The 22,823-nt window shown below is 65.0% G+C and carries 14 protein-coding genes; 7 read left to right on the forward strand and 7 right to left on the reverse strand.

Annotated features, from left to right (window positions below):
- Position 1 precedes the first annotated feature (1 nt).
- A complete protein-coding gene (locus IVB36_RS25995; RefSeq protein ID WP_247372473.1) occupies positions 2-538 on the forward strand; it encodes a VOC family protein in 537 nt (178 codons plus the stop codon).
- A gap of 112 nt (positions 539-650) precedes the next feature.
- On the forward strand, positions 651-1,463 hold the full coding sequence (locus IVB36_RS26000; RefSeq protein WP_247294648.1) for a class I SAM-dependent methyltransferase: 813 nt from the start codon (positions 651-653) through the stop codon (positions 1,461-1,463).
- A gap of 23 nt (positions 1,464-1,486) precedes the next feature.
- Here the strand turns inward: IVB36_RS26000 and IVB36_RS26005 are convergent, their stop codons facing one another.
- The 3 genes from IVB36_RS26005 to IVB36_RS26015 form a co-directional block, all read right to left on the reverse strand.
- Positions 1,487-3,031, reverse strand: coding sequence for a L,D-transpeptidase (locus tag IVB36_RS26005; RefSeq protein WP_247393418.1), 1,545 nt, complete (start codon positions 3,029-3,031; stop codon positions 1,487-1,489).
- Between the two features lie 329 nt (positions 3,032-3,360).
- Positions 3,361-4,410, reverse strand: coding sequence for a fatty acid desaturase (locus IVB36_RS26010; RefSeq protein WP_018455677.1), 1,050 nt, complete (start codon positions 4,408-4,410; stop codon positions 3,361-3,363).
- Positions 4,411-4,591: 181 nt separating this feature from the next.
- A complete protein-coding gene (locus tag IVB36_RS26015; RefSeq protein ID WP_247372467.1) occupies positions 4,592-6,028 on the reverse strand; it encodes an oligosaccharide flippase family protein in 1,437 nt (478 codons plus the stop codon).
- Positions 6,029-6,329: 301 nt separating this feature from the next.
- Between IVB36_RS26015 and IVB36_RS26020 the strand changes: the two genes are divergently transcribed.
- On the forward strand, positions 6,330-7,397 hold the full coding sequence (locus IVB36_RS26020; RefSeq protein ID WP_247372465.1) for an endo-1,4-beta-xylanase: 1,068 nt from the start codon (positions 6,330-6,332) through the stop codon (positions 7,395-7,397).
- Positions 7,398-7,400: 3 nt separating this feature from the next.
- Here IVB36_RS26020 and IVB36_RS26025 read toward each other — a convergent pair whose 3' ends face one another.
- The 3 genes from IVB36_RS26025 to IVB36_RS26035 form a co-directional block, all read right to left on the reverse strand.
- Positions 7,401-8,351, reverse strand: a complete 951-nt coding sequence (locus tag IVB36_RS26025; protein ID WP_247372463.1) for a DUF6492 family protein — start codon at positions 8,349-8,351, stop codon at positions 7,401-7,403.
- 95 nt (positions 8,352-8,446) lie between these two features.
- Positions 8,447-9,241, reverse strand: coding sequence for an rRNA adenine N-6-methyltransferase family protein (locus IVB36_RS26030; RefSeq protein ID WP_247372460.1), 795 nt, complete (start codon positions 9,239-9,241; stop codon positions 8,447-8,449).
- Positions 9,238-12,708, reverse strand: a complete 3,471-nt coding sequence (locus tag IVB36_RS26035) for an AAA family ATPase (protein WP_247372455.1) — start codon at positions 12,706-12,708, stop codon at positions 9,238-9,240. The genes IVB36_RS26030 and IVB36_RS26035 overlap by 4 nt, the downstream gene beginning before the upstream one ends.
- 142 nt (positions 12,709-12,850) lie before the next feature.
- Here IVB36_RS26035 and IVB36_RS26040 point away from each other — a divergent pair, with 142 nt between their 5' ends.
- From IVB36_RS26040 to IVB36_RS26055, 4 genes are all read left to right on the forward strand, one after another.
- Entirely contained in the window at positions 12,851-19,300 is a 6,450-nt protein-coding gene (locus IVB36_RS26040; protein ID WP_247393422.1) for a non-ribosomal peptide synthetase, read from the forward strand.
- A gap of 141 nt (positions 19,301-19,441) precedes the next feature.
- Positions 19,442-19,612, forward strand: coding sequence for a hypothetical protein (locus IVB36_RS26045; protein WP_162847227.1), 171 nt, complete (start codon positions 19,442-19,444; stop codon positions 19,610-19,612).
- A 245-nt stretch (positions 19,613-19,857) separates the two neighbouring features.
- On the forward strand, positions 19,858-20,589 hold the full coding sequence (locus IVB36_RS26050; RefSeq protein WP_247372448.1) for a 4'-phosphopantetheinyl transferase superfamily protein: 732 nt from the start codon (positions 19,858-19,860) through the stop codon (positions 20,587-20,589).
- Positions 20,586-21,566, forward strand: coding sequence for an LLM class flavin-dependent oxidoreductase (locus tag IVB36_RS26055; RefSeq protein WP_018455685.1), 981 nt, complete (start codon positions 20,586-20,588; stop codon positions 21,564-21,566). Before IVB36_RS26050 ends, IVB36_RS26055 begins: the two co-directional genes overlap by 4 nt.
- Positions 21,567-21,704: 138 nt before the next feature.
- Here IVB36_RS26055 and IVB36_RS26060 read toward each other — a convergent pair whose 3' ends face one another.
- The gene (locus tag IVB36_RS26060) at positions 21,705-22,730 is read right to left on the reverse strand and encodes a histone deacetylase family protein (protein ID WP_018455686.1); all 1,026 of its coding nucleotides are present in this window, start codon (positions 22,728-22,730) and stop codon (positions 21,705-21,707) included.
- Between the last annotated feature and the right edge of the window lie 93 nt (positions 22,731-22,823).

Below are 22,823 nucleotides of genomic sequence, written 5' to 3' on the forward strand. Positions count from 1 at the left end.
CATGAGCCGCATCTTCGGCGCGGTACGCCAGAACGGTTATGTGGTGCGGGACATCCACTCCGCGATGAAGCACTGGATCGAGGTGATGGGCGTCGGTCCCTGGTACTACATGGACCGCGTCAAGACCGACTGGTTTTGCCATCGCGGCGAAAACTCCGCCGTCGAGATGAGCATCGCGCTGGCCAATTCCGGCGATCTCCAGATCGAGCTGATCCAGCAGCGCAACGACGCGCCCTCGCTATACAGGGAATTCCTCGAGTCCGGCCACGAAGGCCTCCAGCACATGTCCTACTGGAGCCACGACTACCAGGCGCTCTACGACAGGGCGCTCGGGCTCGGCTACAGGATCGGCCACGAGGGCCAGATCGGCGGCGACAGAGGGCGCTTTGCCTATTTCGACACCCAGGCCCATCCAGGCACCGTGATCGAGATCTCCGACATCAGCGGCACCAAGGGGCCGTTCTTCGAGAAGGTCCGGCAGGCGGCTTTGAGCTGGGACGGCACGCGGCCGATCCGCGAGGTCGGAGGGGGCCGATGACGCTGGCCGGCGAAGGCGATGCAGGAACCGGCCGGGTTCACCGCGCTGCTGGCGCGGTAGACGGCAATCCATGGTAACGTGAGCCTCGTCTCCGAACTTCAGCGAGGCAAGCATGTCCAACACTGACAAGGTTTTCGCCGGCTCGATCCCGAAGCTTTACGACGAATATCTGGTGCCGATGATCTTCGCCGTTTACGCCGACGACATCGCAAGACGTGTCGCGGCCCGGTCTCCCTCCGTGCTGCTCGAGATCGCGGCAGGCACCGGCGCCGTGACGCGCGCGGTGGCGGCGGCGCTGCCGCGCGGTGTCCGTTATGTCGCCACCGACCTCAACGAGCCGATGCTCGCCGTCGCGGCGCAGCGTCAGGCAGACGACGATCGAATCTCGTGGCGCCAGGCCGACGGGTCGGCCCTGCCCTTCGACGATGCAGCCTTCGACGTGGTCTGCTGCCAGTTCGGCGCCATGTTCTTTCCGGACCGCGTGAAGGCCTACGGGGAAGTGAAGCGCGTCCTCAACGGCAATGGCACGTTCGTGTTCAACGTCTGGGATCGCATCGAGGACAATGTGCTGACGCATGAAGCGACCGTCGCGCTCGAAAAGCTGTTTCCCGACGACCCGCCTCGTTTCATGGCCCGGACGCCGCACGGCTATCACGACAAGGCCGTCATCAGAACCGACCTCGAACGCGCAGGCTTCCGTGACATATCGATCGAAACGCGAGCTGAAATAAGCCGGGCCCCGTCGCCCGAGCACGTCGCGATCGCGCTCTGCCAGGGCACGCCGCTGCGCAGCGAGATCGAGGCACGCGATGCCAGCAAGCTTCAGGCTGCGACCGACATCGTCGCCGAGGCGATCCGAACGCGCCATGGGTCCGGACCGATCGAAGGCAAGATCCAGGCTATCGTCATCGAGGCGCGGCGATAGTGCGAGCTTCGATCCGCCCGCTCCTACCAGAAGCCCCGCTGCATCGGCTGCGCCGGCTGATAATATTGATACTGGCCGCGCCGGCGCGGATTGACGGGCTGCGGATTCGGATCGCGCTGGAAGAAGAAGCCGAAACCGTTGCCGCCATTGTCCCAGCCGTCATCGCTCGCCATGGCCATCGGAGGCGCGGTCGGCTTGCGCGTGATGAAACCGCCCTGGGGCTGGTTGCTCAGCACTGCGACGAACTCGGTGCGGTAGTTGGTCTCGCTGCTCAGCGGCTCGTCCGAGATGATGATCGAGGAGCGCGGCAACGCGGTCGGCGCGATGCGATCGAGCACCTCCTGTGGGATGGTGATGCGGTCGAGTGCGTTCTTGGCGTTGTCGCTGTCTTCGATCGTGACCACGCTCCAGCGCAGGCCGGTGTCGGTCTTCGCCATCGCGGTGAAGATATGCGTGCCGAGCGGCTGATCCGGATTGCGGATCGTGACGGGAACCTCGATGCTGGTGTCGAACACCTCGCCGCCGCCGTCCGGTGCCGGCTTGTGCGTGTTCCGCCGCACGTAGAGCTTCTGCGTCGCGCGGCTGATGTAGACCGAGACCGGCTCGAGTGCGAGCTTTGCGTCGGTCGCGGCCTTCACGGCATCGGCCTTCCTGGCCGCTGCCGCCTTGGCGGCCTCTTTCGTGGCAGCCACCGCGTCGCGCTTCGGTTGTGCGGCGCTCTTGGCGGCATCGAGCTGCGTCGCCGCGTCGGCGGCCTTCTGCTTCAGCTCCTCGGCCTTGGCGCGGGCCTGATCGGTCTTGGCGGCCGCGAGCTGCCTGTCGGCGAAGGCGAGCTCGGCGTCGGCGCGGGTCTTCTGCTGTTCCAGCTTGCGCAACGAGGCCGGCAGCGATGCCGCCTCTTTCGCGGCCGCCGTCGCGGCCCTCTTGGCCTCGTCGGCCGCCCTTGTGGCCTCCTCGGCCTCTCCGGAGAGCCTGCCGATTTGGCCCGGCGCCGCCGCAATGGCGTCTCGCTTCGGCATGAACAGTGCGGGATGAACGATGTCGATCGGAGCCGCGTCGTTCGGCGAGATGATCACCCGCATCCCGATGTTGGTCTTGTCGAACAGGCCCTCCGCAAAGCCGAACGGCATCCGCACGCAGCCATGCGAAGCGGCGTAGCCGGGCAGCGGCCCGCCATGCAGCGCGATGCCGTTCCAGGTGATGCGCTGCATGTTCGGCATCCAGGCGTCGTCATACATGGTCGAGTGGTGGTCCTTGTCCTTCTCGATGATGGCGAAGACGCCGGCCGGCGTCTCGCGTCCCGTCGTGCCGGTGGAAACCGGCGCGCGAAAAATCCAGCCCTCGGCGTCGTAGAAGGTGACCTGCTGGCTCTTGATCGACACGATCGCCATGATCGGTTCGCCGGCCTCGCGCGGTGCCACCGCCTCGGCCGGCTGACGCGCCTGCTTGGCCGCATTGGCCGGAGCCACGGCCGCAAAGGCGAGCATTGCCGCCAGGGTCACAATTCCGGGGGGCCCCCAACGCCGCATCGCCACGGTGGATTGCGCCGTTGTCATCAGGTTTCTCATGCCATCCTCGGTCGAAATGCCAGTCCGCCGGTCATTGATCAGATTGCGATCTTTGAATTAAGAAATCGCAGCCGCCTTACGTTCCGTCTGTGGCGACATTCGGCACGTTCCGGCGATAAATCTCATATACGACGGTTAACGCAGGCGGAAGGGCGCCGCGCGGCCGAAGCTGGCGGTCTATCGCTGCGACAGAATGACCGGGGATCGGTGACACGGCTGCCAGCGCCCGGCGTCGGACGGCGAAGCCACGTTGAACGGCCGCTAGACGCCCATCGCGTTCCGATCGCGCGGATTCACGCCGGTCGGCGGCCGCGCGGGGCGGCGTAAAGCTAAGCCACTGGAGTCAAGGCTGCCTTTTCAAACAAGGCTGCCTTGCCAAACAAGGCTGCCTCTCCAAAGGAGACGAGCCGCTGCCGTTCCTCGTCCCACAAGGTCAGCCGCACGGTCCGCAAACTCTGGAGCAGCGTGATCCGCCCGACACCAGCGAACTGCGGATGGTCGCGCAATACGTCCTGCAAGCGATAGCAGGGAATTCGACTGGACAAATGATGGATGTGGTGGACGCCGATATTTGCCGTGAACCATCGCAAGACACCCGGCAATTGGTAGTGAGAGCTGCCGTGCAGCGCGGCGTCGTGAAAGTTCCAGGTCTCGTCGTGGGCCCAATGCGTGTGCTCGAACTGGTGCTGGACGTAGAACAGCCACACACCGATCGACGCCGCCAGGACAACGATCGGCAGATGCACAAGCAGCAACGGCCCATAGCCGACCAGCCAGATCATCGTGACGGCGAGAACCGCGAGGGCGATGTTCGTGCCCATCGTGCTCAACCAGGGTTTCCAGCCGCGACGCATCATCCCGACCGGCAATCGGTGCTTCAAGATGAACAAATACGAGGGACCGGCGCCAAACATCACGAGGGGATGTCGATACAAGCGATACAGCGTCCGGCGCCATCGCGACCGCCCGAGAAATTCGCGCGTGGTCAACGTATCGATGTCGCCCAAGCCCCTGTGGTCGAGATTGCCGGAATTCGCGTGATGGCCCGCATGGTTATGCCGCCAGTAGCCGTATGGCGTCAGTGTCATCACGCCGATGGCACGGCCGACCCAATCGTTGGCAACGCGGCCGCGGAAGAACGAGCCGTGTCCGCAATCGTGTTGGATCATGAAGAGGCGGACCAGCAAACCCGCCGCGGGCACCTCGAGCAGGAGGGCAAACCAATAGCCCTGGTCAAGAGCGACCCAGATCAGAGCCCAGATGACGACGAACGGGATCGCCGTGATCGCCAGTTCGAGGACACCCCGCGTATTGTCAGGCTCGCGATAGCGGGCAAGCAACTGCGCCGATGCGCGGATTTCCGGCGTTCCTTGGGTCATATCTGCTCTGCTCCCGACATGCCGCCCAAGAAGCACAGTTATGGCCACGGACGCAACAAAATCGCCCTCCGCCCTAGACCCGGGCGGCTGTGCGCTTCCGGTCAGAACCGAGCCATCGCCAGGCCAGGCGGCGCTTTCAGAGCTTCAGACGCTGAGGCCGAGCCTCGTCAGGCATCGCGGCTTAAACGCCCAGCGCCTTGCGGTTGAAGGTTCGCAGGAAACGCAGCGACAGCGTCCGGACGTTTGCGATGTTCAGCAACCACGCGGCAGCGGCATAAGCGAGCCCGCCGGCGAGGCTCACGAGCATGAGCGGGACGAGGCCGATGCCATTGACCTGGGATCGTGCCACGAGGATCGCAGCCGCCATCGCCGCGGCGGAGACCGCAACGCCGGCGAGGCGGTGGAGGTCGAACGGGACCGGATGGGCGCGATGCATCAGCACGACGGCAACGAGGAAACCGATCGCTTCGGTTGCAAGGGTCGCCAGCGCCGCGCCGTAGAGACCATGGCCGGCCACCAGCACGAACATCAACGCCACGCTGACGACCAGCGTCAGGAACGACTGCGCCGCCAGCATGAACGGTCGCTCGGCAAGCTGGAAGCTGATCTGCACATAGAACTGATTGGCGATGCCGAACAAGCGCGCGAGCACCAGGGTCGGCAGCAATACCGACACGCCGGCGCGGAAGTCGACGCCGACGAGCGTGCCGGCGACCTGGTCGGCTGCGAGCGCGAGCCAGACCGCGACGGGCGCAACTACGACGAGCAGAAGTTCGAGGCTCTCGGTCAGCCGCTCCCGCGTCGTCTCGATGTTCTTGTCCGACAATGACCGGAACACCAACGGCACGGTCGCCGCGGCGACGCTGGAGGCGATCATGACCATGAACTGTCGCGGCAGATCGGCGGCGACGCCAAAGATTCCGGCGGCGTCCTTGCCGAGCAAATAAGCCACGATGAGGCGGTCGCAGGCCGAGTAGACCGCAATCGACAATCCGGCCAGCGTCAGCGGCAGGCCGTAGCGCGCGAGCTGCACGAACTGGCTGCGCTGAAAGCGCGCGATCCTGGTGCGGTCACCGAGAAGGTTCAGGATGATCCCGGCGAGCGAACCCAGGCCGAATGCGGCGAGCAGTCCCAGTCCACCCCAGCCGAGCCAGATGCCGAGCAGGCCGAAACCGACGCCCGACACGCTGCGCACGATCGAGATCGCCGCGAACCTGTAAGGGCGCAGTTTTGCGCGCTCGAACTCCTGGCCGACATCGACGGCATTCGCCATGATCGCGACGAACATGCTGGCAAGCAGCAGCCCAACGCTGAGATCATTGCGGAACAGGAAAACCAGCGGCGTGGTGGCGCAGAGGACGGCAACGGTGAGCGCGAAGGCGACCATTGCAGTGCCGCGGAAATCCACCTCGGCCGACATCGCCTGATAGCGCGACACCGACAGCTTGATCCAGGCGAAGAAGATCGCGCCTAGAATGCCGGCCAGGCTGATGCCGACGACATAAACGCCGTACTCCGCCGGCGTCAGCAGTCGCGTGTAGGCCGTGACGGCGAAGAAACCCACCGCCGCAGGCAGGATGTAGGCGACGAGATAAATCGAGAAATGGCGGTTCAGCATGCGAGCACGGGACCGACAACATTGTTGCGAGTGTGACGGCCGTTCATCAATTGGACCATGGCGGGGCGAACGAATTGCGCCGCAACATCTCTCAAGAGTGTCACATAAGTCTGGAGATCGGGCGGCGAATCCGGTTTTGAAGCCGCTTTCGCGGGTTAGCGTTAAATTTGCCCTTCCCTGACGGCGCCACGGCCACCGAAAGGAACCGTGATTTCGCACTGGCAAAGTTAACCCAACGAGGGAAATCCCCGGCGTTGCAAGGCGTCGCTTGGTACGGTGGCGCGTTGGCTCAAGGAATGCCGTGACCAGGCTCGACAGACGCGAATTTCTCCTCGGCAGCGCCGCAGCACTCGCGGCAGCCGCATCGGCGTCCCCAGCGCCGGCGTCGAAACTCGCCCAGCGCTATCAGGGATTTGGTGCCGCGGCCACGCTCTGGGATCTGCAAGCGGATCCCAGGCTCGGCGAAGCCATCAGCACCTACTGCACACAAGTCGTGCCGGTGCTCGAGCTGAAATGGCCGATGCTGCGTCCGGACGCGCACACCTTTGCCTTCGAACGCGCCGACGCGATCCTGGATTTCGCCCGGCAGAACGACCTGACGATGCGCGGCCACGCGCTCGCCTGGTATCACGACATTCCGGACTGGACCAAGCAGATCAAGGATACCAAGGGCGTCGAGCGCGCCTATGTCGACCACATCGGCACCGTCGTCTCCTATTACAAGGACAAGCTGACGTCGTGGGACGTCGTCAACGAGCCGATCCCGGACAATCCGCACAGCCCGAAAGACCGACGCGAGTCGTTCTGGACGCAGCATCTGGGCAACCGCTGGATTCCGCTGGCGTTCCGCACGGCGGCCGCGGCCGATCCCTTCGTCAAGCTCGCGATCAACGAATACGACATCGAGTCGGCCAAGGACACGTTCATCGCGAAGCGCGCGGCCTACCGCCATCTCATCATGGAGCTGCTCGACCAGGGCGTGCAGTTGCACGCCGTGGGACTGCAATCGCATCTGCATGCCGAGCTCGAGATCGACACCCATGGGCTTGCCGAATTCGTCACCGAGCTGCGCGCCTGGGGCCTCGAGGTGCTCGTCACCGAGCTCGATGTCGACGACCAGAAGCTGACGGGGACGCCGGCGGAGCGCGATGCCATCGTCGCCAAGCGCGTCGATGATCTCCTGACCGCGATCTCGACCAGCGGACCAGTGCGCTCGATCCTGACCTGGGGCCTCTCGGACCGCTACAGCTGGATCAACGGCACCTTTGCCCGCGCCGACAAGCAGCCGAACCGTCCTTTGCCGCTCGACGGCGAGTTCAAGCCGAAGCCGTTCATGAACGTGATCAGCAAGTTCACGAGAGACGTGTAAGGTCTAGCGAGCTTTCGGCACTTCGAACTGGGCCTCGTCGCCCATGTGCTCGGGCGAAAGACTCGGACCGCGACGGTCGCGCGAGCTGAGGCGGAACACGTCGCGGATGTCGTCGATGGAGGTCGACGAATAGGACTGGATGCACAGCGCGACCTGGTCGGGCGAAGCGGCCCGCATCATCGCTTCGATGGCGGGACGGTCGAGGCGCGTGTCGTCCCAATGCGAGACCGCGATGCTGTCTTCGGTGACCCGATGAGCGGCCAGATGCGCGGGCGAGTTCGCGACGAAATGGCCGTACATGAGATATTCCGAGAACTTCTTCTTCCGGCACAGCGCCAGAACCCAGTTCAATCCCGTTGCCGACTTGATCGAATCGGTCATCGCGCGCGCGGTGTCCCTGTCCCAGACCAGCGCGTTACCGACATAGTCGTCCGCGGGGAAGGACCGGTCCTTGATGCCAAGGAGCTGATCGACGGTGCGGAGCCACAGGACATGCAAGGGGTGGGCGGCGTCGATCCCGTTGCGCGTGACGAACAGCGGGGTCTTCTCGGCGCCGGCATACTCACCGACGTCGAATTCGCGGAAGAACAGATTGTCCGAATCCAGGATGCAGACGCGCTGCTCGGGCGCGTTGAGGACGCCGGCGATCTTGAGGATCTGCTGAATGTGCCAGCCATGAACAGGTGACGACAGCAGCGACAGCCAGACGCGCCGTTTGCTGATGAACTGCAGAGCCGGCGGCAACGCCCACAGCCATTTCGGCAAATAGCGCGAGGCCGGAACGATGACGCGTTTGTCGGAAGCGAACCGCGCGAACAGCGGCAGATCCTCATCGTTAACGAGAACATAATGCCGTGTGTAGCCCGTCAACCATGTGTCGATGCTCTCGCTGAGCAGCGAAAAGCGCTCGATGTCCTTGGCGTAGCTGGCGGTCAGCAGGGCAACGGAATGCATGGCGCGCGCTCGTATGGCGATCAGGCCGCAGTCATAGCGGCGCCGAGACGCGTTGGATACTTACATTCGCAATCAAGGTAAAATGAAACGAAGCATTAGCCATCCGACGGCAATCCCTGCGCGATGCCGCGAAAGCGCAGTGGCGCCAGCGCGGAGGCGCGCTGCCACCAGTCGGCGACGCGGTCGTCGAGCGCGGTCCGACCGCGGCCTTGGCCTGGAAATATCCGGATCTGCTGCACCGCCTCGGCTTCGAACCCACTGCCCTTGCGGGTGATCTTGAGGGCGGCGCCTTCGCGGTCCCGCTGGGTCAGCGGCACCAGAAGCCGGCCGCGCGGACGAAGCGACCGAAGCCAGAGCGGATGCGGCTGCGAGAAGCCGGCATGAACGATGATCACGTCGGCGGGTTCGCCGATGTCCTCGCATCCGTCGCCATGGACGACCGCGACGTTGCGATAGGCGCCAACATAGGTTGCGGCGCGCGCCGCAAGCCGCTCGTCGCATTCGATTGCCTGCACCCTGCCCTTGGGGCCCACGATCTTCGACAGCACGGCTGAGAAATAGCCGAGCCCGCAGCCGATCTGGACCACACGGTCTTTTTCCCCGACGTCGAGCAAATCGATGAAATGCGCCCACAGGCTCGGAAGTCCGGTATCAAGCTTGCGGCGCGCATCGATCGCGACCAGCACATTGTCCTGGAGATGAACGGGATCGGCATCCGGCGTCAGCCGATAGTTGCGCGCCGCCTCGGTCTTGATGCGCCACGGCCCCTTCGCCAGAAACTTTTCGCGCGGAACAGTGCCGAGGGCTTCGAGCAGGCGCGTTGAAGAGATCCGTTCGCGTTTTGAGATCAGCTCCACGTAACGCGCACGCGCGGCGGCAAGATCGCTCATCTCACGGAATCGGCCTGTTTACGAACAAGCGCGTCCACGCCGAGCTCGTCGATCAGTTGCATCGCCTGTTTCAGGTCCGGCGTGGAAAAGCCCTCGCTGAACTTGCCGATGATCGGTACGAGCAGGAGACGAGCGTGCTCGCGCTTGCCGGCTTGGTACGACAGGCGCGCGAGGCTGACGGCGGTGCGAAGCTCCCAGGACAGAGCGCCCTGCTTACGCGCGATCTCCAGCGACAGGTTGAACAGGTCCTCGGCCTCCTGCACCGAGGCCGGATTCTCATCCGACAGGGTGATCTCGCCTTGCAGGCGGTAGACTTCGGCGAGGTAGGAGTGGTCGCCGGTCCGTCTTGCGGTCGCGAGCGCACCGTCCAGCGCGCGCAAGGCGGCATCGCGCATTCCGACCTTGGCGTAGGCCTCCGCGAGCAGGCAGCGGAACCAGCAGCCGGCGAGCCAGGAATCCATCGCTTCGTATTCGTCGAGGCCGAACCGCATCTGGCTGAGGCCTTCGTCGGCCTCGCCGAGCTGCGCCAGCGCCCAGCCGCGCAGGATCGCCGCCTGCTGCTTCCAGTGCAGGAAATTGTGCTCCGTGGCGATGATCATGGCGCGGTTGGCGTGGTCGCGCGTGCCCTCAACATCGCGCAAATGCTGGCAGAGATAGGCGCCGAACACGAGCGCGAAGGCGAGCGTGAATGGGTGGCGGATCTTCTCGGCGTTCGCGATCGCCTGTTCGCTGTGCTGGCGCGCCGCGTCGGGCCGGCCGAGGAACCACAGGAGGTAGCCGAGATAGGACAGCGAGACGACACCGGGATCGGTGCCGTGCCGCTCCATCAGATCGGAGTGCAGGTCGGGGCTGTAGAGGTTGATGCAGCGGTGCAGATGATGCTGGGACGCGGCAAAGCGCCCGCGATAGAGCATAGTCATCGCGATCGAGCGATGCGCCTCGATCAGATAGCCGGTCTGCTGCGCCGGTTGCGTCCCCTCGTTCAGCCGCTCGCGCTTGGCGAACTTCAACAGCTCGACGCTGAGATCGTGCGCGCGGGTCAGATCGGCGCGGATGAAATGACAGACCCAGAGCCCGCGCGTGGCGGCGAAGGCCTTTTCGTCGTCGTCGAGCTGCTGGCCGAGTTCGAGGGCGCGGACGTAGTTCTCCTCGACCTCCTGCACGGCATAGCCCTTGGCGGCGATCAGCGCGTTGCCGAGCGCGATGCGCAATTCGAGCTCCATCTCGTCGGCGCCCTGCATGCGCGCATTGGCCTGCACGACGCTGAGGCCGCGGCCCAGATGCCCGATCGCCTCCAGATTGGCGCCACTCTTGGCCGCCTGCTTACCGGCCTTGAGCCAGAAGCTGGCGGCGCTCTCGCTCTGGCCGGATTCGGTCATATGATGGGCGAGCAGTTCCGGTTCGCGCTCGGTCTTCTCGGGATACATCTCGGCCAGCACCTGGGCGATCCGGGAATGCAGCTTGCGCCGCTCGCTGTGCAGCAAGCTCGCATGCGCGGCGTTCTGAATCATCACGTGCTTGAAGGAGTAGAGCGCGTCGGGCGGATGGCCGCGGCGCATGATCAGTCCGGCCTCCTCCAAATGATTGAGCGCGGCCTCGATCTGTTCGGCGGGTGTGTTGGCGACCGCGTGCAGAGTCTCGTAGGAGAATTCGCGGCCGATGGTGGCACCGATTTGCGCGATCCGCTTGAACGGCCCCATCCGGTCCAGCCGCGCCATCAGCGAGTCCGTCAGCGTCGCCGGGATCGCAAGCTGCCGCCACGGACCCGACAGCACGTAGCGCCCGTGCCGTTCGGTCAGGAGGTTGGATTCGAGAACCGTCTTGGTCAGCTCCTCCAGGAACAGCGGCACGCCGTCGGTCTTGACGATGATCTCCTCGATGACCTCCTTGGGAAGCTCGCGTCCCGCCACGCGCTCGACCAGCGTCGCGCGCAACTGCCGGCTCAACCGGTTCAGCACCAGGGTCGTGATATGCGAATGGGCGTTCCAGCTCGGCTGGAATTCGGTGCGCGCGGTGATGATGACCAGGATTGCCCGGTTCTGTGCCCGGTCGACCAGGAGATCGATCACCTCACGGGACGTCGGGTCGATCCAGTGCAGATCCTCGAATGCGATCACCAGCGGCTGCTCGCGCGCAAGGCCGAGGAAATGATTGACCAGCGCCGCGACGGTCGCATCCTTTTGCTGCTGCGGCGACAGCTCGAGCGGCGGATAGCGGTCGCCGGTCGGAATGGACAACAGCACGGCAAACAGCGGCGCAACCTGCTCGATGTCGCCATGAGCGGCGGCGATCGCGGTCTCCAGGCTCGCCAGCGACTGAACGGACGCATCCTCGCGATCGAGACCGAGAGAGAATTTGAGCTGCTCGGCGAACGGATAGAACGCCGTGGAGGTGTAATAGGGCGAGCACTGGAACGAGACCTGTCCATGGCGATCGCCCGCGATCCGGTCGAAGATCTCCTGGATGATGCGCGACTTGCCGATGCCGGGCTCGCCGAACTTGACCACGACCTGGCCCTCGCCCTCCTTGGCCTGCTGCCAGCGCCCCATCAGCAGCGCAATCTCCTCCTCCCGGTTGACGAGCGGGGTCAGCCGCGTGCCCATGGCGGCGGCGAAGCGGGTCTCCACCCGCGAGGCGCGCATCACGTGCCAGGCCTGGGCTTTCTCCGAGATTCCCTTGAGCACGTGGACGCCGAGATCGCGGTAGTCGAACTTCCCCTTCAGCAGCGACTGGGTCGACGTGGAAATCACCACACCGTTGGGCGGCGCCAGGCCCTGCAGGCGCGCGGCGAGATTGACAGTTTCTCCGACCGCGGAGTCGCGCTCTTCGGTGCCCTGTCCGACGAGGTCGCCAACCACGACGAGACCGGTTGCGATGCCGATGCGGACGGCGGGTGAGTGGCTGAGCGCGCCACGCGGCTCGATCGCGCGAGCGGTCGACAGCACCCGGACGATTTCCAGCCCCGCACGCACGGCGCGCTCGGCGTCGTCCTCATGTGCGGTCGGATAGCCGAAATAGACCAAAATACCGTCTCCGACGAAGCGGGCAGCAAAACCTTCGTAATGCTTCACGACGCGGACACAGGTTTCGCGGAAGCTCGCGATCATGTCGCGCACGTCTTCCGGATCGAACTGCACCGAGAGCGAGGTGGAATCCACCATGTCGCAGAACATGGTGGTGAGCTGACGCCGCTCGGCGCCGACCTCCGTCCGGATTTGCGGGCGAGCCGTCGCGTCGGGCTTCTCCGCGGTTTCGGCCCGGAACAACGCGGTCATGGCGCGCTGGAGCCGCTTCCGATCGCCGAGCGGCAATCCGAGCTCGATCAGATCGGATTCGGTCAGGTCCGCCATGACGTCGAGATCGAGACGGTGCTGCGCGAAGAGATCGGTATAGTGGCTAAGACCGATACCCTCGAGCCAGCGCTTCAGCCCGCCTTCCGCTCCCGTGCCCGGCTCATTCTCCAGCATGGTGATTCCGCCCGACCAATCACTCCGTCGAAGGGCTTAGGGCCCCGCAACCACAGATTTTGGGGCCAAAACTTCACCTCAGACTGGACGCGTTTCCTAACTTCTTGGAAGAATAGCCCAATCGGATCAAAAGGGAACGGAATTGTCGGACGCCACACGCCCAGCCCCGCGGGAAGCGAGCACGACGGCCGAAGCGAAGATATTCGAGGATATCGGCGGTCTTCTCGATTTCCATGCCCGCAAGATGCCGGTGGCCCCCGCCCTCCTCGCCCCCGGCCGGCCGGTCCTCAACTACGGCGGGATTGGCGCGCGGACGCAGGATCTCGTCCGCACGCTGCGCGGGCTCGGCATCGCTCCTACCGACCGCATCGCGGTTGCGCTGCCGCGCGGTGCCGACAGCGCACTGGCCCTGATCGCGGTAGCCTCGAGCTGCGCTTGCGTTCCCGTCAATCCCGATCTGACGGCGGACGAGCTGCAACGCTATTTCAGCGAATTGAAGCTGACGGCGCTCGTCACCCGGGCCGACACGAACTCGGCGGCCCGCGATGTCGCCAAGGCGCTCGATATTGCGGTGATCGATTTCGTGCCGGGGCCGCAAGACGATCTCGGCGGCTGCGCGTTGGTCGGGCCGGCGGTCGGACCGGCGAGCAGCAGCGGCGCCTCGCGCGGCGACGACGACGCGTTCATCCTGCTGACCTCGGGCACGGCGGCGCGGCCGAAGATGGTGCCGCTGACGCATCGCAATGTGTGCCTCTCCGCCTACAATGCCGGCCGCGTGCTCTCGCTCGCGTCCCACGATCGTCTGCTCAACGTCCTGCCGCTGTTTCACGCCCATGGTTTGATTTCCGGCCTGCTGACGGCGCTGGCCGCGGGCTCCAGCGTAGTCTGTACCGAGGGTTTCGACGCAGCCTCCTTCTTCGGCTGGATGCGGCAGCTGCGACCGACCTGGTACACGGCAGTGCCGACCATCCATCGCGCGCTGCTGACGGCGGCGGAAGCCAACCCGGATCTTGCCCGATCGTCGTCGCTGCGCGTGATCCGCTCCGCCTCGGCCTCGCTTGCGCCTGCGATCCTCGACGGGTTGGAGGCGACGTTCGGCGTTCCCGTGCTCGAAACCTACGGCATGACGGAGGCGGCCTCGCAGATCGCGGCCAACCCGTTCGAGCTGCGCAAGGTCGGATCGGTCGGCCGCGCCGCGGGCCCCGAGATCACAATCATGGACGAGACGGGCCGCCCGCTCGCCAGCGGCCAGCACGGCGAGATCATGCTGCGCGGACCCAACATGAGCCGCGGCTACTATAATGACGAGGCGGCGACGCAGGCTGCCTTCCGCGACGGCTGGTTCCGGACCGGCGATCTCGGCTATCTCGATGCCGACGGCTATCTCTTCATCGTCGGCCGCATCAAGGACGTCATCAACCGCGGCGGGCAGAAGATCTCGCCTCTGGAGGTGGAAGAGGTTCTGCTCAGCCATCCGGCGGTGCTGGAGGCCGGCGTGTTTGCCGTCCCGCACCCGAAGCTCGGCGAGAACGTCGCCGCAATCGTGGTGCTGCGGCCGAATTCCGAGGCGACTTCGGACCAGTTGCGCCAGTTCGCCCGGAAACGGCTCGCGGCCTACAAGGTGCCGAGCCTGATCCGCAGCGTCGCGACGCTGCCGAAAGGCGCCAGCGGCAAGGTCAAGCGCAATGCGCTCGCCGAATTGATTGCAACGGGCGGCGGCGAGGAGGAGGCCCGTCTGCCGCGCAACGCGCTGGAGACCGAGTTCGCCGGGATCTGGGCCGATCTGCTGGAGCTGCCGCAGGTCGGGGGCGATCAGGACGTCTTTGCGCTCGGTGCCGACTCGCTCGCGGTGACGCAGATGCGTTCGCGCCTGCGCGAACACTTCAATGTCGATTTCTCGTTCGAGGACGTTTTTGATTGCGCCACGGCCGCCGCGCTTGCGGCCCGGATCGAGACCGCCGCAATCCATCGCGAAACGATGCTACCGGCCTGGCGCCAGGCCGGGGAAGCAGACGCGCCGCTGTCGTTCCAGCAGCAGCGGATGTACGTGCTCTCGCGGCTCGACCCCACGCGCTACAATTATAACGTCGTCGAAGTCGCGCTCCTCAAGGGTGGGCTCGACGTCGCCGCACTTTCTGCGAGCCTCACCGCCGTATCGGCGCGCCATGAGGCGTTGCGGTCGGTCATCGTCGAACGCGAGGGCGAGCCGGTGCAGCTTGTGCTGCAATCGCCACCGCGGTTCGAGCGGATCAAGCTCAAGCCCTGCCCCGCGAACAAGCGGGTCGCTGTTGTCAGGCGCGAAGCACTCCGGCTCGCGCAACATCCGTTCGACCTTGCGAACGAGGCACCGCTGAAGGTCACGCTGCTCTCGTTCGACAAGAGCAGCCATGTGCTGGTGGTCAACGTCCACCACCTCGTCACCGACGGCTGGTCGCAGCGGCTGTTCTGGGAAGAACTCGCCGCCCATTATTCGGCAGCGCGCAAGAACGACGTGGCGGCACTGCCTTCGCCCGCCTTCCAGTATCGCGACTTTGCGCTCTGGCAGCAGAGCTGGGCGCAGACGCCGGCGGCCAAGGAGCAGCTCGATTACTGGCGGGTGCAACTGGACGGCGTCACCACGCTGCCGCTGCGAACCGACCGCCCAAGGCCGGAGGTCTGGAGCGGCCACGGTGCCCGTCACTATCTCGAATTCTCCAAAACCCTGTCGGCCGACCTGCGCGCGCTGAGCCAGAACCAGGGCGTCACGCCCTTCATGACCCTGCTCGCCGTGTTCCAGTGCCTGCTGTTCCGTCACACCGGACACGAAGATGTCGCGACCGGATCGCTGATCGCCAACCGCAATCAGATCGAGAGCGAGCGCCTGATCGGACTGTTCGCCAACACCCTGATCCTGCGCAATGATTTTGGCGGCGATCCGAGCTTCGGCGACATGTTGCGCCGGGTACGGCAGGTCACGCTCGATGCCTATCGCAATCAGGATCTCCCGATCGAGGAAGTCCTGCGCTCGCTTCAGATCGCACGAAGGACGGACGGCAATCCGCTGTTCCGGATCATGTTCATCCTCCAGAATGCCTCGATCGAGGCGGCACGATTCTCCGGTCTGTCGACGCGGCGGATCGAGATCGATCCAAAAGTGGCGCGATTCGACATCACGCTCGAACTGGTCGAGGCCGACGGCCGTTTCACCGGCTTCTTCGAATACGCCACCGATCTGTTCGACGCGGCGACGATCGAGGGCATGGCCGCTCAGTTGAAAACCCTGCTCAAATCCGTCATCGCCGATCCGGAGCAGCGCATCTCCCGCCTGGCACTCCTGACCGAGGCCGAACGCCGGCAGCTGCTGGCGCAGGGCCGGGGCGTGCTGGCCAATTTCGTCGCGCGCGGCAATTTGAGCGAAGGTTTCGATCGCCAGGTCAAGAAGACGCCGAACGCGATCGCGGTGTCGGACGGCCGCACATCCCTGAGCTACCGCGAGCTGGCGCGCCGCAGCCAAGCGGCTGCGCGCTGGCTCACTCTCGAAGGCGTCGGCGCCGAGGCCGTGGTCGCCTTGCTTGCAGATCGCGGGCCCGACCTGCTCGCCGCGATGATCGCCGTGCAACGCGTGGGCGCCGCCTTCCTCAATCTCGATCCCGACCAGCCGCGGGAACGGCTCGCAACCATCCTCGGATCGAGCGGGGCCCGCATGCTGCTGATCGGACGGGCGCAGTCATCCATGGCGGAGGCGCTGCTCGAACCGCTGGTCGAGCGCATCCAAATGGCCGAGCTCGAGGACGCGATCGCGCCAGCGTCGACCAAGCCGGCCCGTGCGGCGCGGCGCGCGGCTTCGAGCCTCGCCTATCTCATCTACACCTCCGGGTCCTCCGGGGCGCCCAAGGGCGTTATGATCGAGCAGCGCGGGCTTTCGAACCATCTGGCCTCGCTCATCTCCGAGCTGAACCTCTCGTCCCGGGACGTGATCGCGCAGACCGCGCCACAGAGTTTTGTCATCTCGGTGTGGCAGTTCCTCGCGGGGCCCATGGTCGGCGCGCGCGTCCATGTCTGCGGTACCGCGATCGTGCAGGACCCGATTTTGCTCGCGCGCGAGATCGAGCGCGAGGGCATCACGGTGCTCGAGATCGTCCCGTCGCTGCTGCGAGTGATCCTCGATCGTATGGACGAGGCACAAATCCGACGCGCCTTTGCGAGGCTGCGCCTTCTGATTTCGACGGGCGAACCGCTGCCCGTCGATCTGTGCAAGGCCTGGTTCGCCCGCTGTCCGAAAGTGCCGCTGATCAACGCCTATGGTGCGTCGGAATGTTCCGACGACGTCTCGCTGCATCGCCTGACCAAGGCGCCGGCGACCGACATAGGCCATGTCCCGGTCGGCGCGCCGCTGCCGAACATGCAGCTCTACGTGCTCGACGCAAACCTGCAGCCGCAGCCGGTCGGCGTGACCGGCGAGCTCTGCATCGGCGGCGCCGGTGTCGGCCGCGGCTATGTCAACGATCCCGCGCAGAACCGGCAGCGCTTCCTGCCCGATCCGTGCTCGCGCAAAGCAAGCAGCCGGCTGTACCGGACCGGCGACCTCGCCCGCCGCCGTGCCGACGGCACGATCGAATGCCTCGGTCGCGCCGACCATCAAGTCAAGGTCCGCGGCTACCGTATCGAGCTCAAGGAGATCGAGAACGCGCTTGCCGACCATCCCAGTGTGCGCGCCGGCATCGTCGAGCCGCGTCGCGAAGCGAGCGGCGATGTCAGGCTGATTGCCCATATCGTCGCAAGATCCGGCAGCCGGAGCAGCGCCAGCGAGCTGCGCGACTTCCTGAAGAGCCGGCTGCCGGACCATGCCATCCCGTCCGCGTTCTTGTTCCTGGATCAGGTGCCGCTCAATGCCCATGGCAAGATCGATCGGACCGCGCTGCTGGCGCCGGCGCAGCAGGAAACGTTCGGACCGGATGCGGCCGTGCCGGCGCGGCGCTTCACCGAAAAGGTGCTGTCCGACATCTGGATCGACCTGCTGAAGGTCGAGAGCCTCGGCGTCACCGACAATTTTTTCGACCTCGGCGGCCATTCGCTGCTGGCGGGCCAAGTCATGGCGCGGGTCGCTCGGGCGCTCGGCGCGTCGCTGCCGATCAAGACCATCTTCGAGGCACCGACGATCGACGAGCTTGCCCGGCGGGTCGACGAGGTCGTGGCGGCAAAGCCGCGCAAGCCGGCTGCAAGTTTTGCAAGGCTGGCTGGCGCGAGCCTGGCCGAAGGCAGCCCACCCACGCTCTCGATCGCGCAGGACCAGATGCTGCGGATCGAGCAGAATCTTCGCGGACTGCCGCTGTTCAACCTGCCTTTCGCTTTCCGCCTCCAGGGGCCGCTGAATCCGGCCGCCCTGGCGCAGGCGATCGACGACATCGTGCGCCGGCACGAATCGCTGCGGACTCATTTCGGCTGGAGCGGCGGGGAGCCCGTCAGCCGCATCGCCGCGCCCGGCGCCCTCGGCCGTGTCCTGACTGTCGGGACGATCGGCGACGGTCAGCCCCACAACAACAAGCGGCGCAAGGCGCTGGAGCTCCGCAAGATCAATCTCCTGATCGAACAGGAGACCTATGTCCCGATCGACACCACGCGCGCGCCGCTGCTGCGCGCCCGGCTGTTGCGGCTCCACGATGGCGATCACGTGTTGCTGCTGACGCTGCACCACGCCGTCGTCGATGGCTGGTCGATCGGCGTGCTGTTCGAGGAATTGTCCTACCGCTATGCGGCGCTGGCCGGATATTCGTCGGTGCCGCTGCCGAAACCGCCGCCGGCCTTTTCGGACGTGGCGCGCTGGCAGCGCTGGTGGTGCGGCACCGATGCCGCCCGCCGTCAGGCGGCCGACTGGACCGAGAATTTGCGCGGGGCGGCTCCCCTCTTCGAGGGCGAATCAAGGCCGGGCCCGTCCAGGGGGCACCATCCGGTCAGTCTCAAGCGTGAGCTGATCGGCCGGCTCGCGGCTTTCGCCGGCCAGCACAGTTGCACGGCGTTCATGTGCCTGCTGGCCGGCTTGAAAGCCGTGCTGCTGGCGCGGACCGGCCGCCACGACATCTCTATCGCCACCGCCATGGCCAATCGCGCCCAGCCGGACACCGACCGGATCGTCGGTCCGTTCGAGAACACGGTGATTGTTCGTACCAAAATCACGCCGGAGCTGTCGTTCGCGCAAGCCTTAGTCCGGGTCCGCCAGAGCGTGCTTGACGCGCATGCGCGCCAGGAGCTGCCTTTCAACATCCTGGCCGATCATTTGGAGCAGGAGGGGGTCAATCCAGCCTCGCTGCTCCAGGTCTATTTCACCCTGCAAAATCCGCTGCGCCAGCCGCTCGATCTGCCTGATCTCACGACAGGATCGATCGGCAACATCGCCCGCGAAGGCCAGCCGGTGCTGCCGATCGACCAGACATGGCTGTCGCTGATGCTCAAGGAGCGGCCGACGGGAATCACCGGTTCGTGCAATTACAAGAGCGAGCTGCTCGACGGCGCTACGGTCGGCCAGTGGATGGAGGATCTCGTCGCGCTGCTCGCGGCCGCCCTCGCCCAACCCAACACACCGCTCGGCCGATTGCTCAATCGCAGGGCGGCATGACCGACCGTACATCACGGACGAATACGGGGTCACTCGTCAAAGCTGTGAATGACCAAGTTGCATCTTGATTATTTGGCGCCATCGCGCAAGATTATTCTCGCGTTTTGATTTGGACGAGTATTTTCAACCGGGGAGTTCGTTATGGGTTTCATCAAATTTACCAAGGGCACCTCGTTGAGCGACAAGGACCGCAAGGCCCTGCAGAAGTTGCTCGGCGCCGAGAAGAAGAAGCTGCAGTCCGCGCTGAAGGACGTCGACGCCAGCATTTCGATGTTGGGCGGCTCCAAGAAGTCCAAGAAGAAGAAGACGTAAGACTCGTCGGCCGGGACGCCGCACGAATCTTCAGGCTTCAGTTTTCGGGCTTCATTTTTCACATTTGGCCGCTCGCGTGTCGAGTTGGGGTCTCGCACAAGCTTGCGCCCGTAAACCGGCCAGCAATCGACAAGGATTCGCCCGAGTGGACCGCTAGAAGCGGTCCGCTTAGTTGATTCTTGCTCAGTTGATTCTTCCGTCATGGCAGGGGATTTGGCCCCGGCTTGGCGCCATGGGCCCAATTGATGGCAGACGACAGAATTGAACTGTTTGTCGGATTGATCGAGAATTTTGACACGCCAGGTGCGATCGATACGTGCCGGCGCCTGCTCTCGGTCGACGAACGGGTACGAGCCGACCGCTTCGTGTTCGAGCGGCACCAGCGACAGTATATTTTCGCGCACGCGATGTTGCGCCTTGCGCTCTCGCACGTCGCACCTGAGGTCGCACCGACCGACTGGTCATTTGCGGCCGGGCGTTACGGGCGGCCGTTTGTCGCATCACCCAGGACATCGAGCACGCTGCATTTCAGCCTGTCGCACGCCGACGGCTGCGTCGCCTGCGTCGTGTCGGGGCATGAGACCGTCGGCGTCGATGTCGAGACCGTGTCGCGTCGGGTGGCGCCGCTGTCGACCGCGCTTCGGTTCTTCGCGCCGGAAGAGGTCGAAACGCTGCGCAGGCTGCCGGAGCCCGCCGCGACCGAGCGCTTCTTCGACTACTGGACGCTGAAAGAAGCCTATCTGAAGGCCAGGGGTTTCGGCCTCAATTTGCCGCTCGACGCCTTCGCGATGCAGGTATCGCGCGAGGCCATCGAGATCAGCTTCAAGCCCGATATCCCCGACGATCCGCAAGGCTGGCGATTCCAGCTGATCTCGCCGTCGCCCTCGCATCGTCTCGCGATCGCGGACGGCTCCCGCGCCACCGGCGGCCTTCCCATCACCCGCAATGGATGGCCGCTACAGGAGGCGGCTGAATGACGCCGCGGCGGCTGCGCGTCTTTCCCGCGATTTCGCGCAACCGCGACCCCAAGAAATATGTCGACGAGCTGATGCGGGTGGCGCAGTTCGCCGATCGCAACGGCTTCGAAGGCATCCTGCTATTCGAAGGCAACGACGTGTTCGTCGAGCCCTGGGCGATGGCCCAGCACATCATCGGCGAGACGACCCGATCCTCGCCGCTGATCGCGGTCAATCCGGTCTACATGCACCCGTTCACGGCGGCAAAATTCGTCTCGTCCTTTGCGCAGCTCCACGGCCGCAAGGTCTATCTCAACATGATCACGGGGACGGCGGTCAGCGATCTGCAGGGGCTCGGCGACGAGCAGTCGCACGCCGATCGCTATGTCCGGCTCGGCGAATTCGTTGCGCTGATGCGCCAGCTGCTGGCAAGCCCGCGTCCGACGACTTTCGAGGGCCGGTTCTACCGCGCCAGCAACCTGCAACTGCGGCCGCGCCTGCCGCCGGAGCTGATGCCGGAATTTCTGGTCGCAGGCCAGTCCGAGCCGGCACAGCGCGTCGCAAAGGAGACCGGCTGCATCAAGATGCAGATGTTGCCGCCGGATCTCGACCGCGGCCTCGATGCGCCGGGCATGAATTTTGGAATTTTCGCCCGCGAGGGACGCGACGAGGCGCGGCAAGCGGCAAAGGCGCGTTTCCGCGATAATGCCGACGATCGCGAGCTGCTCGCGCTCACCGTGGAGAACAGCGATTCCGTGTGGAAACGGCGCCTCTACGAGAGCCAGAGCGGCGAGCTCGCGGACAATGGCTATTGGCTGCTGCCGTTCCTGACCTTCCAGGCCGACTGCCCCTACCTCGTCGGCAGCTACGCGGAGATCGGCGCGAAGCTGAAGGAGTTTGCCGCGAAGGGGCTGACCACGATCATGCTCGACATGGTCGCGGACGAGACCGAGATGCAGCACGTCTGCAAGGCGCTCGCGGCAAGCGGGATGTTTTGAGTTGTGGATGAAGTCGACCTAACCATCCACATCGTCATTGCGAGCGTAGCGAAGCAATCCAGAGTCCCTCCGCGGAAAGATTCTGGATTGCTTCGCTACGCTCGCAATGACGGAGAATGATGGGCCACTCAGCGAGAATCAGCGCGCCTCTTCGAATCCGGCCAGCACCGAGGTCAGGTTCGCGCCGAGGATGTCCGAGAGGTAGCCGCCCTCCTGCACGAACACGGTCGGCAGGCCCATCTTCGCGATGGCCTGTCCGATGCGGCGGAAGCCCGGCGTGGTGACGGCGAGACCCTTGAGCGGATCGTGCTCGGAGGCGTCGAGGCCGAGCGCGATGACGAGGGCGCCGGGCGCAAAGGACTCGATCGCCTTGCGCGCGACGTCCATCGCCTGGATATAGCCGTCATCGCCGGTGCCGATCGCCAGGGGAATGTTGAGATTTGTGCCAAGGCCGGGACCTTCGCCGCGCTCATGCGCATAGCCCCACACGTAAGGATAATACGCGACGGGATCGGCATGGATCGAGACCGTGTAGACATCCGGCCGCGCGTAGAAGATTCCTTGCGTGCCGTTGCCGTGATGGACGTCGACGTCGAGGATCACGACACGCTCGTGCCTCTGCCGCAGATGCGCCGCCGCGATCCCGCTGTTGTTGAGGAAGCAGAAGCCGCCGGCCATGTCGCGATAGGCGTGATGGCCGGGCGGCCGGCAGAGCGCATAGGTCGCATCCTCGCCGTCCATCACCATCTGTGCCGCGGTGACCGCGACGTCGGTCGCAGCGCAGGCCGCAGCCCAGGTGCCCGGGCCGATCGGCGCCGCGGTGTCGGCGGTGTGCCAGCCGAGCTTGCCGGTGATATGGGTGGGATAAGTCGCGGCATGGCGCACCGGATGGATATTGCCGATCATCTCCGGGCCGGAATCGCCGAGCGCGGTCCAGGCCTCCCAGGCCTCGCTCAGGAACGACAGATATTCCGGACTGTGGATGCGCGCACGCGGTCCCTGCCCGAATGTGGTCGGCTCGACCAGTTGATGCTTGCCGTCCTTGAGCCCTTTGAGCAGGCGGTCGGCACGTTCGGGCTGCTCGGTGGTGCGCTTGACCACACCGCGAACCAGGAAGAATTGCGGATCGTGGCTGCGATGCAGCTCGGTATGGACGGCTTTCACTCGAACACTCCGTGGTCGCTTTGAGGGTGCCACAGATGTCTAAATCCCCGCGGCGGCGAGATGCAAGCAAGAAGAATGCCGCCCCTGTCGCAC

It is taken from the genome of Bradyrhizobium sp. 35 (assembly GCF_023073215.1).
Taxonomy (GTDB): domain Bacteria; phylum Pseudomonadota; class Alphaproteobacteria; order Rhizobiales; family Xanthobacteraceae; genus Bradyrhizobium; species Bradyrhizobium canariense_D.

What these genes read in the sequence shown, in the direction of transcription:
- IVB36_RS26015 (WP_247372467.1), bottom strand. Translation starts at nt 6,028, where the DNA reads ATGCTGAACCGCCATTTCTCGATTTATCTCGTCGCCTACATCCTGCCT.
- IVB36_RS26025 (WP_247372463.1), bottom strand. Translation starts at nt 8,351, where the DNA reads ATGCATTCCGTTGCCCTGCTGACCGCCAGCTACGCCAAGGACATCGAG.
- IVB36_RS25995 (WP_247372473.1), top strand. Translation starts at nt 2, where the DNA reads ATGAGCCGCATCTTCGGCGCGGTACGCCAGAACGGTTATGTGGTGCGG.
- IVB36_RS26030 (WP_247372460.1), bottom strand. Translation starts at nt 9,241, where the DNA reads ATGAGCGATCTTGCCGCCGCGCGTGCGCGTTACGTGGAGCTGATCTCA.
- IVB36_RS26045 (WP_162847227.1), top strand. Translation starts at nt 19,442, where the DNA reads ATGGGTTTCATCAAATTTACCAAGGGCACCTCGTTGAGCGACAAGGAC.
- IVB36_RS26000 (WP_247294648.1), top strand. Translation starts at nt 651, where the DNA reads ATGTCCAACACTGACAAGGTTTTCGCCGGCTCGATCCCGAAGCTTTAC.
- IVB36_RS26055 (WP_018455685.1), top strand. Translation starts at nt 20,586, where the DNA reads ATGACGCCGCGGCGGCTGCGCGTCTTTCCCGCGATTTCGCGCAACCGC.
- IVB36_RS26005 (WP_247393418.1), bottom strand. Translation starts at nt 3,031, where the DNA reads ATGAGAAACCTGATGACAACGGCGCAATCCACCGTGGCGATGCGGCGT.
- IVB36_RS26010 (WP_018455677.1), bottom strand. Translation starts at nt 4,410, where the DNA reads ATGACCCAAGGAACGCCGGAAATCCGCGCATCGGCGCAGTTGCTTGCC.
- IVB36_RS26050 (WP_247372448.1), top strand. Translation starts at nt 19,858, where the DNA reads ATGGCAGACGACAGAATTGAACTGTTTGTCGGATTGATCGAGAATTTT.
- IVB36_RS26035 (WP_247372455.1), bottom strand. Translation starts at nt 12,708, where the DNA reads ATGCTGGAGAATGAGCCGGGCACGGGAGCGGAAGGCGGGCTGAAGCGC.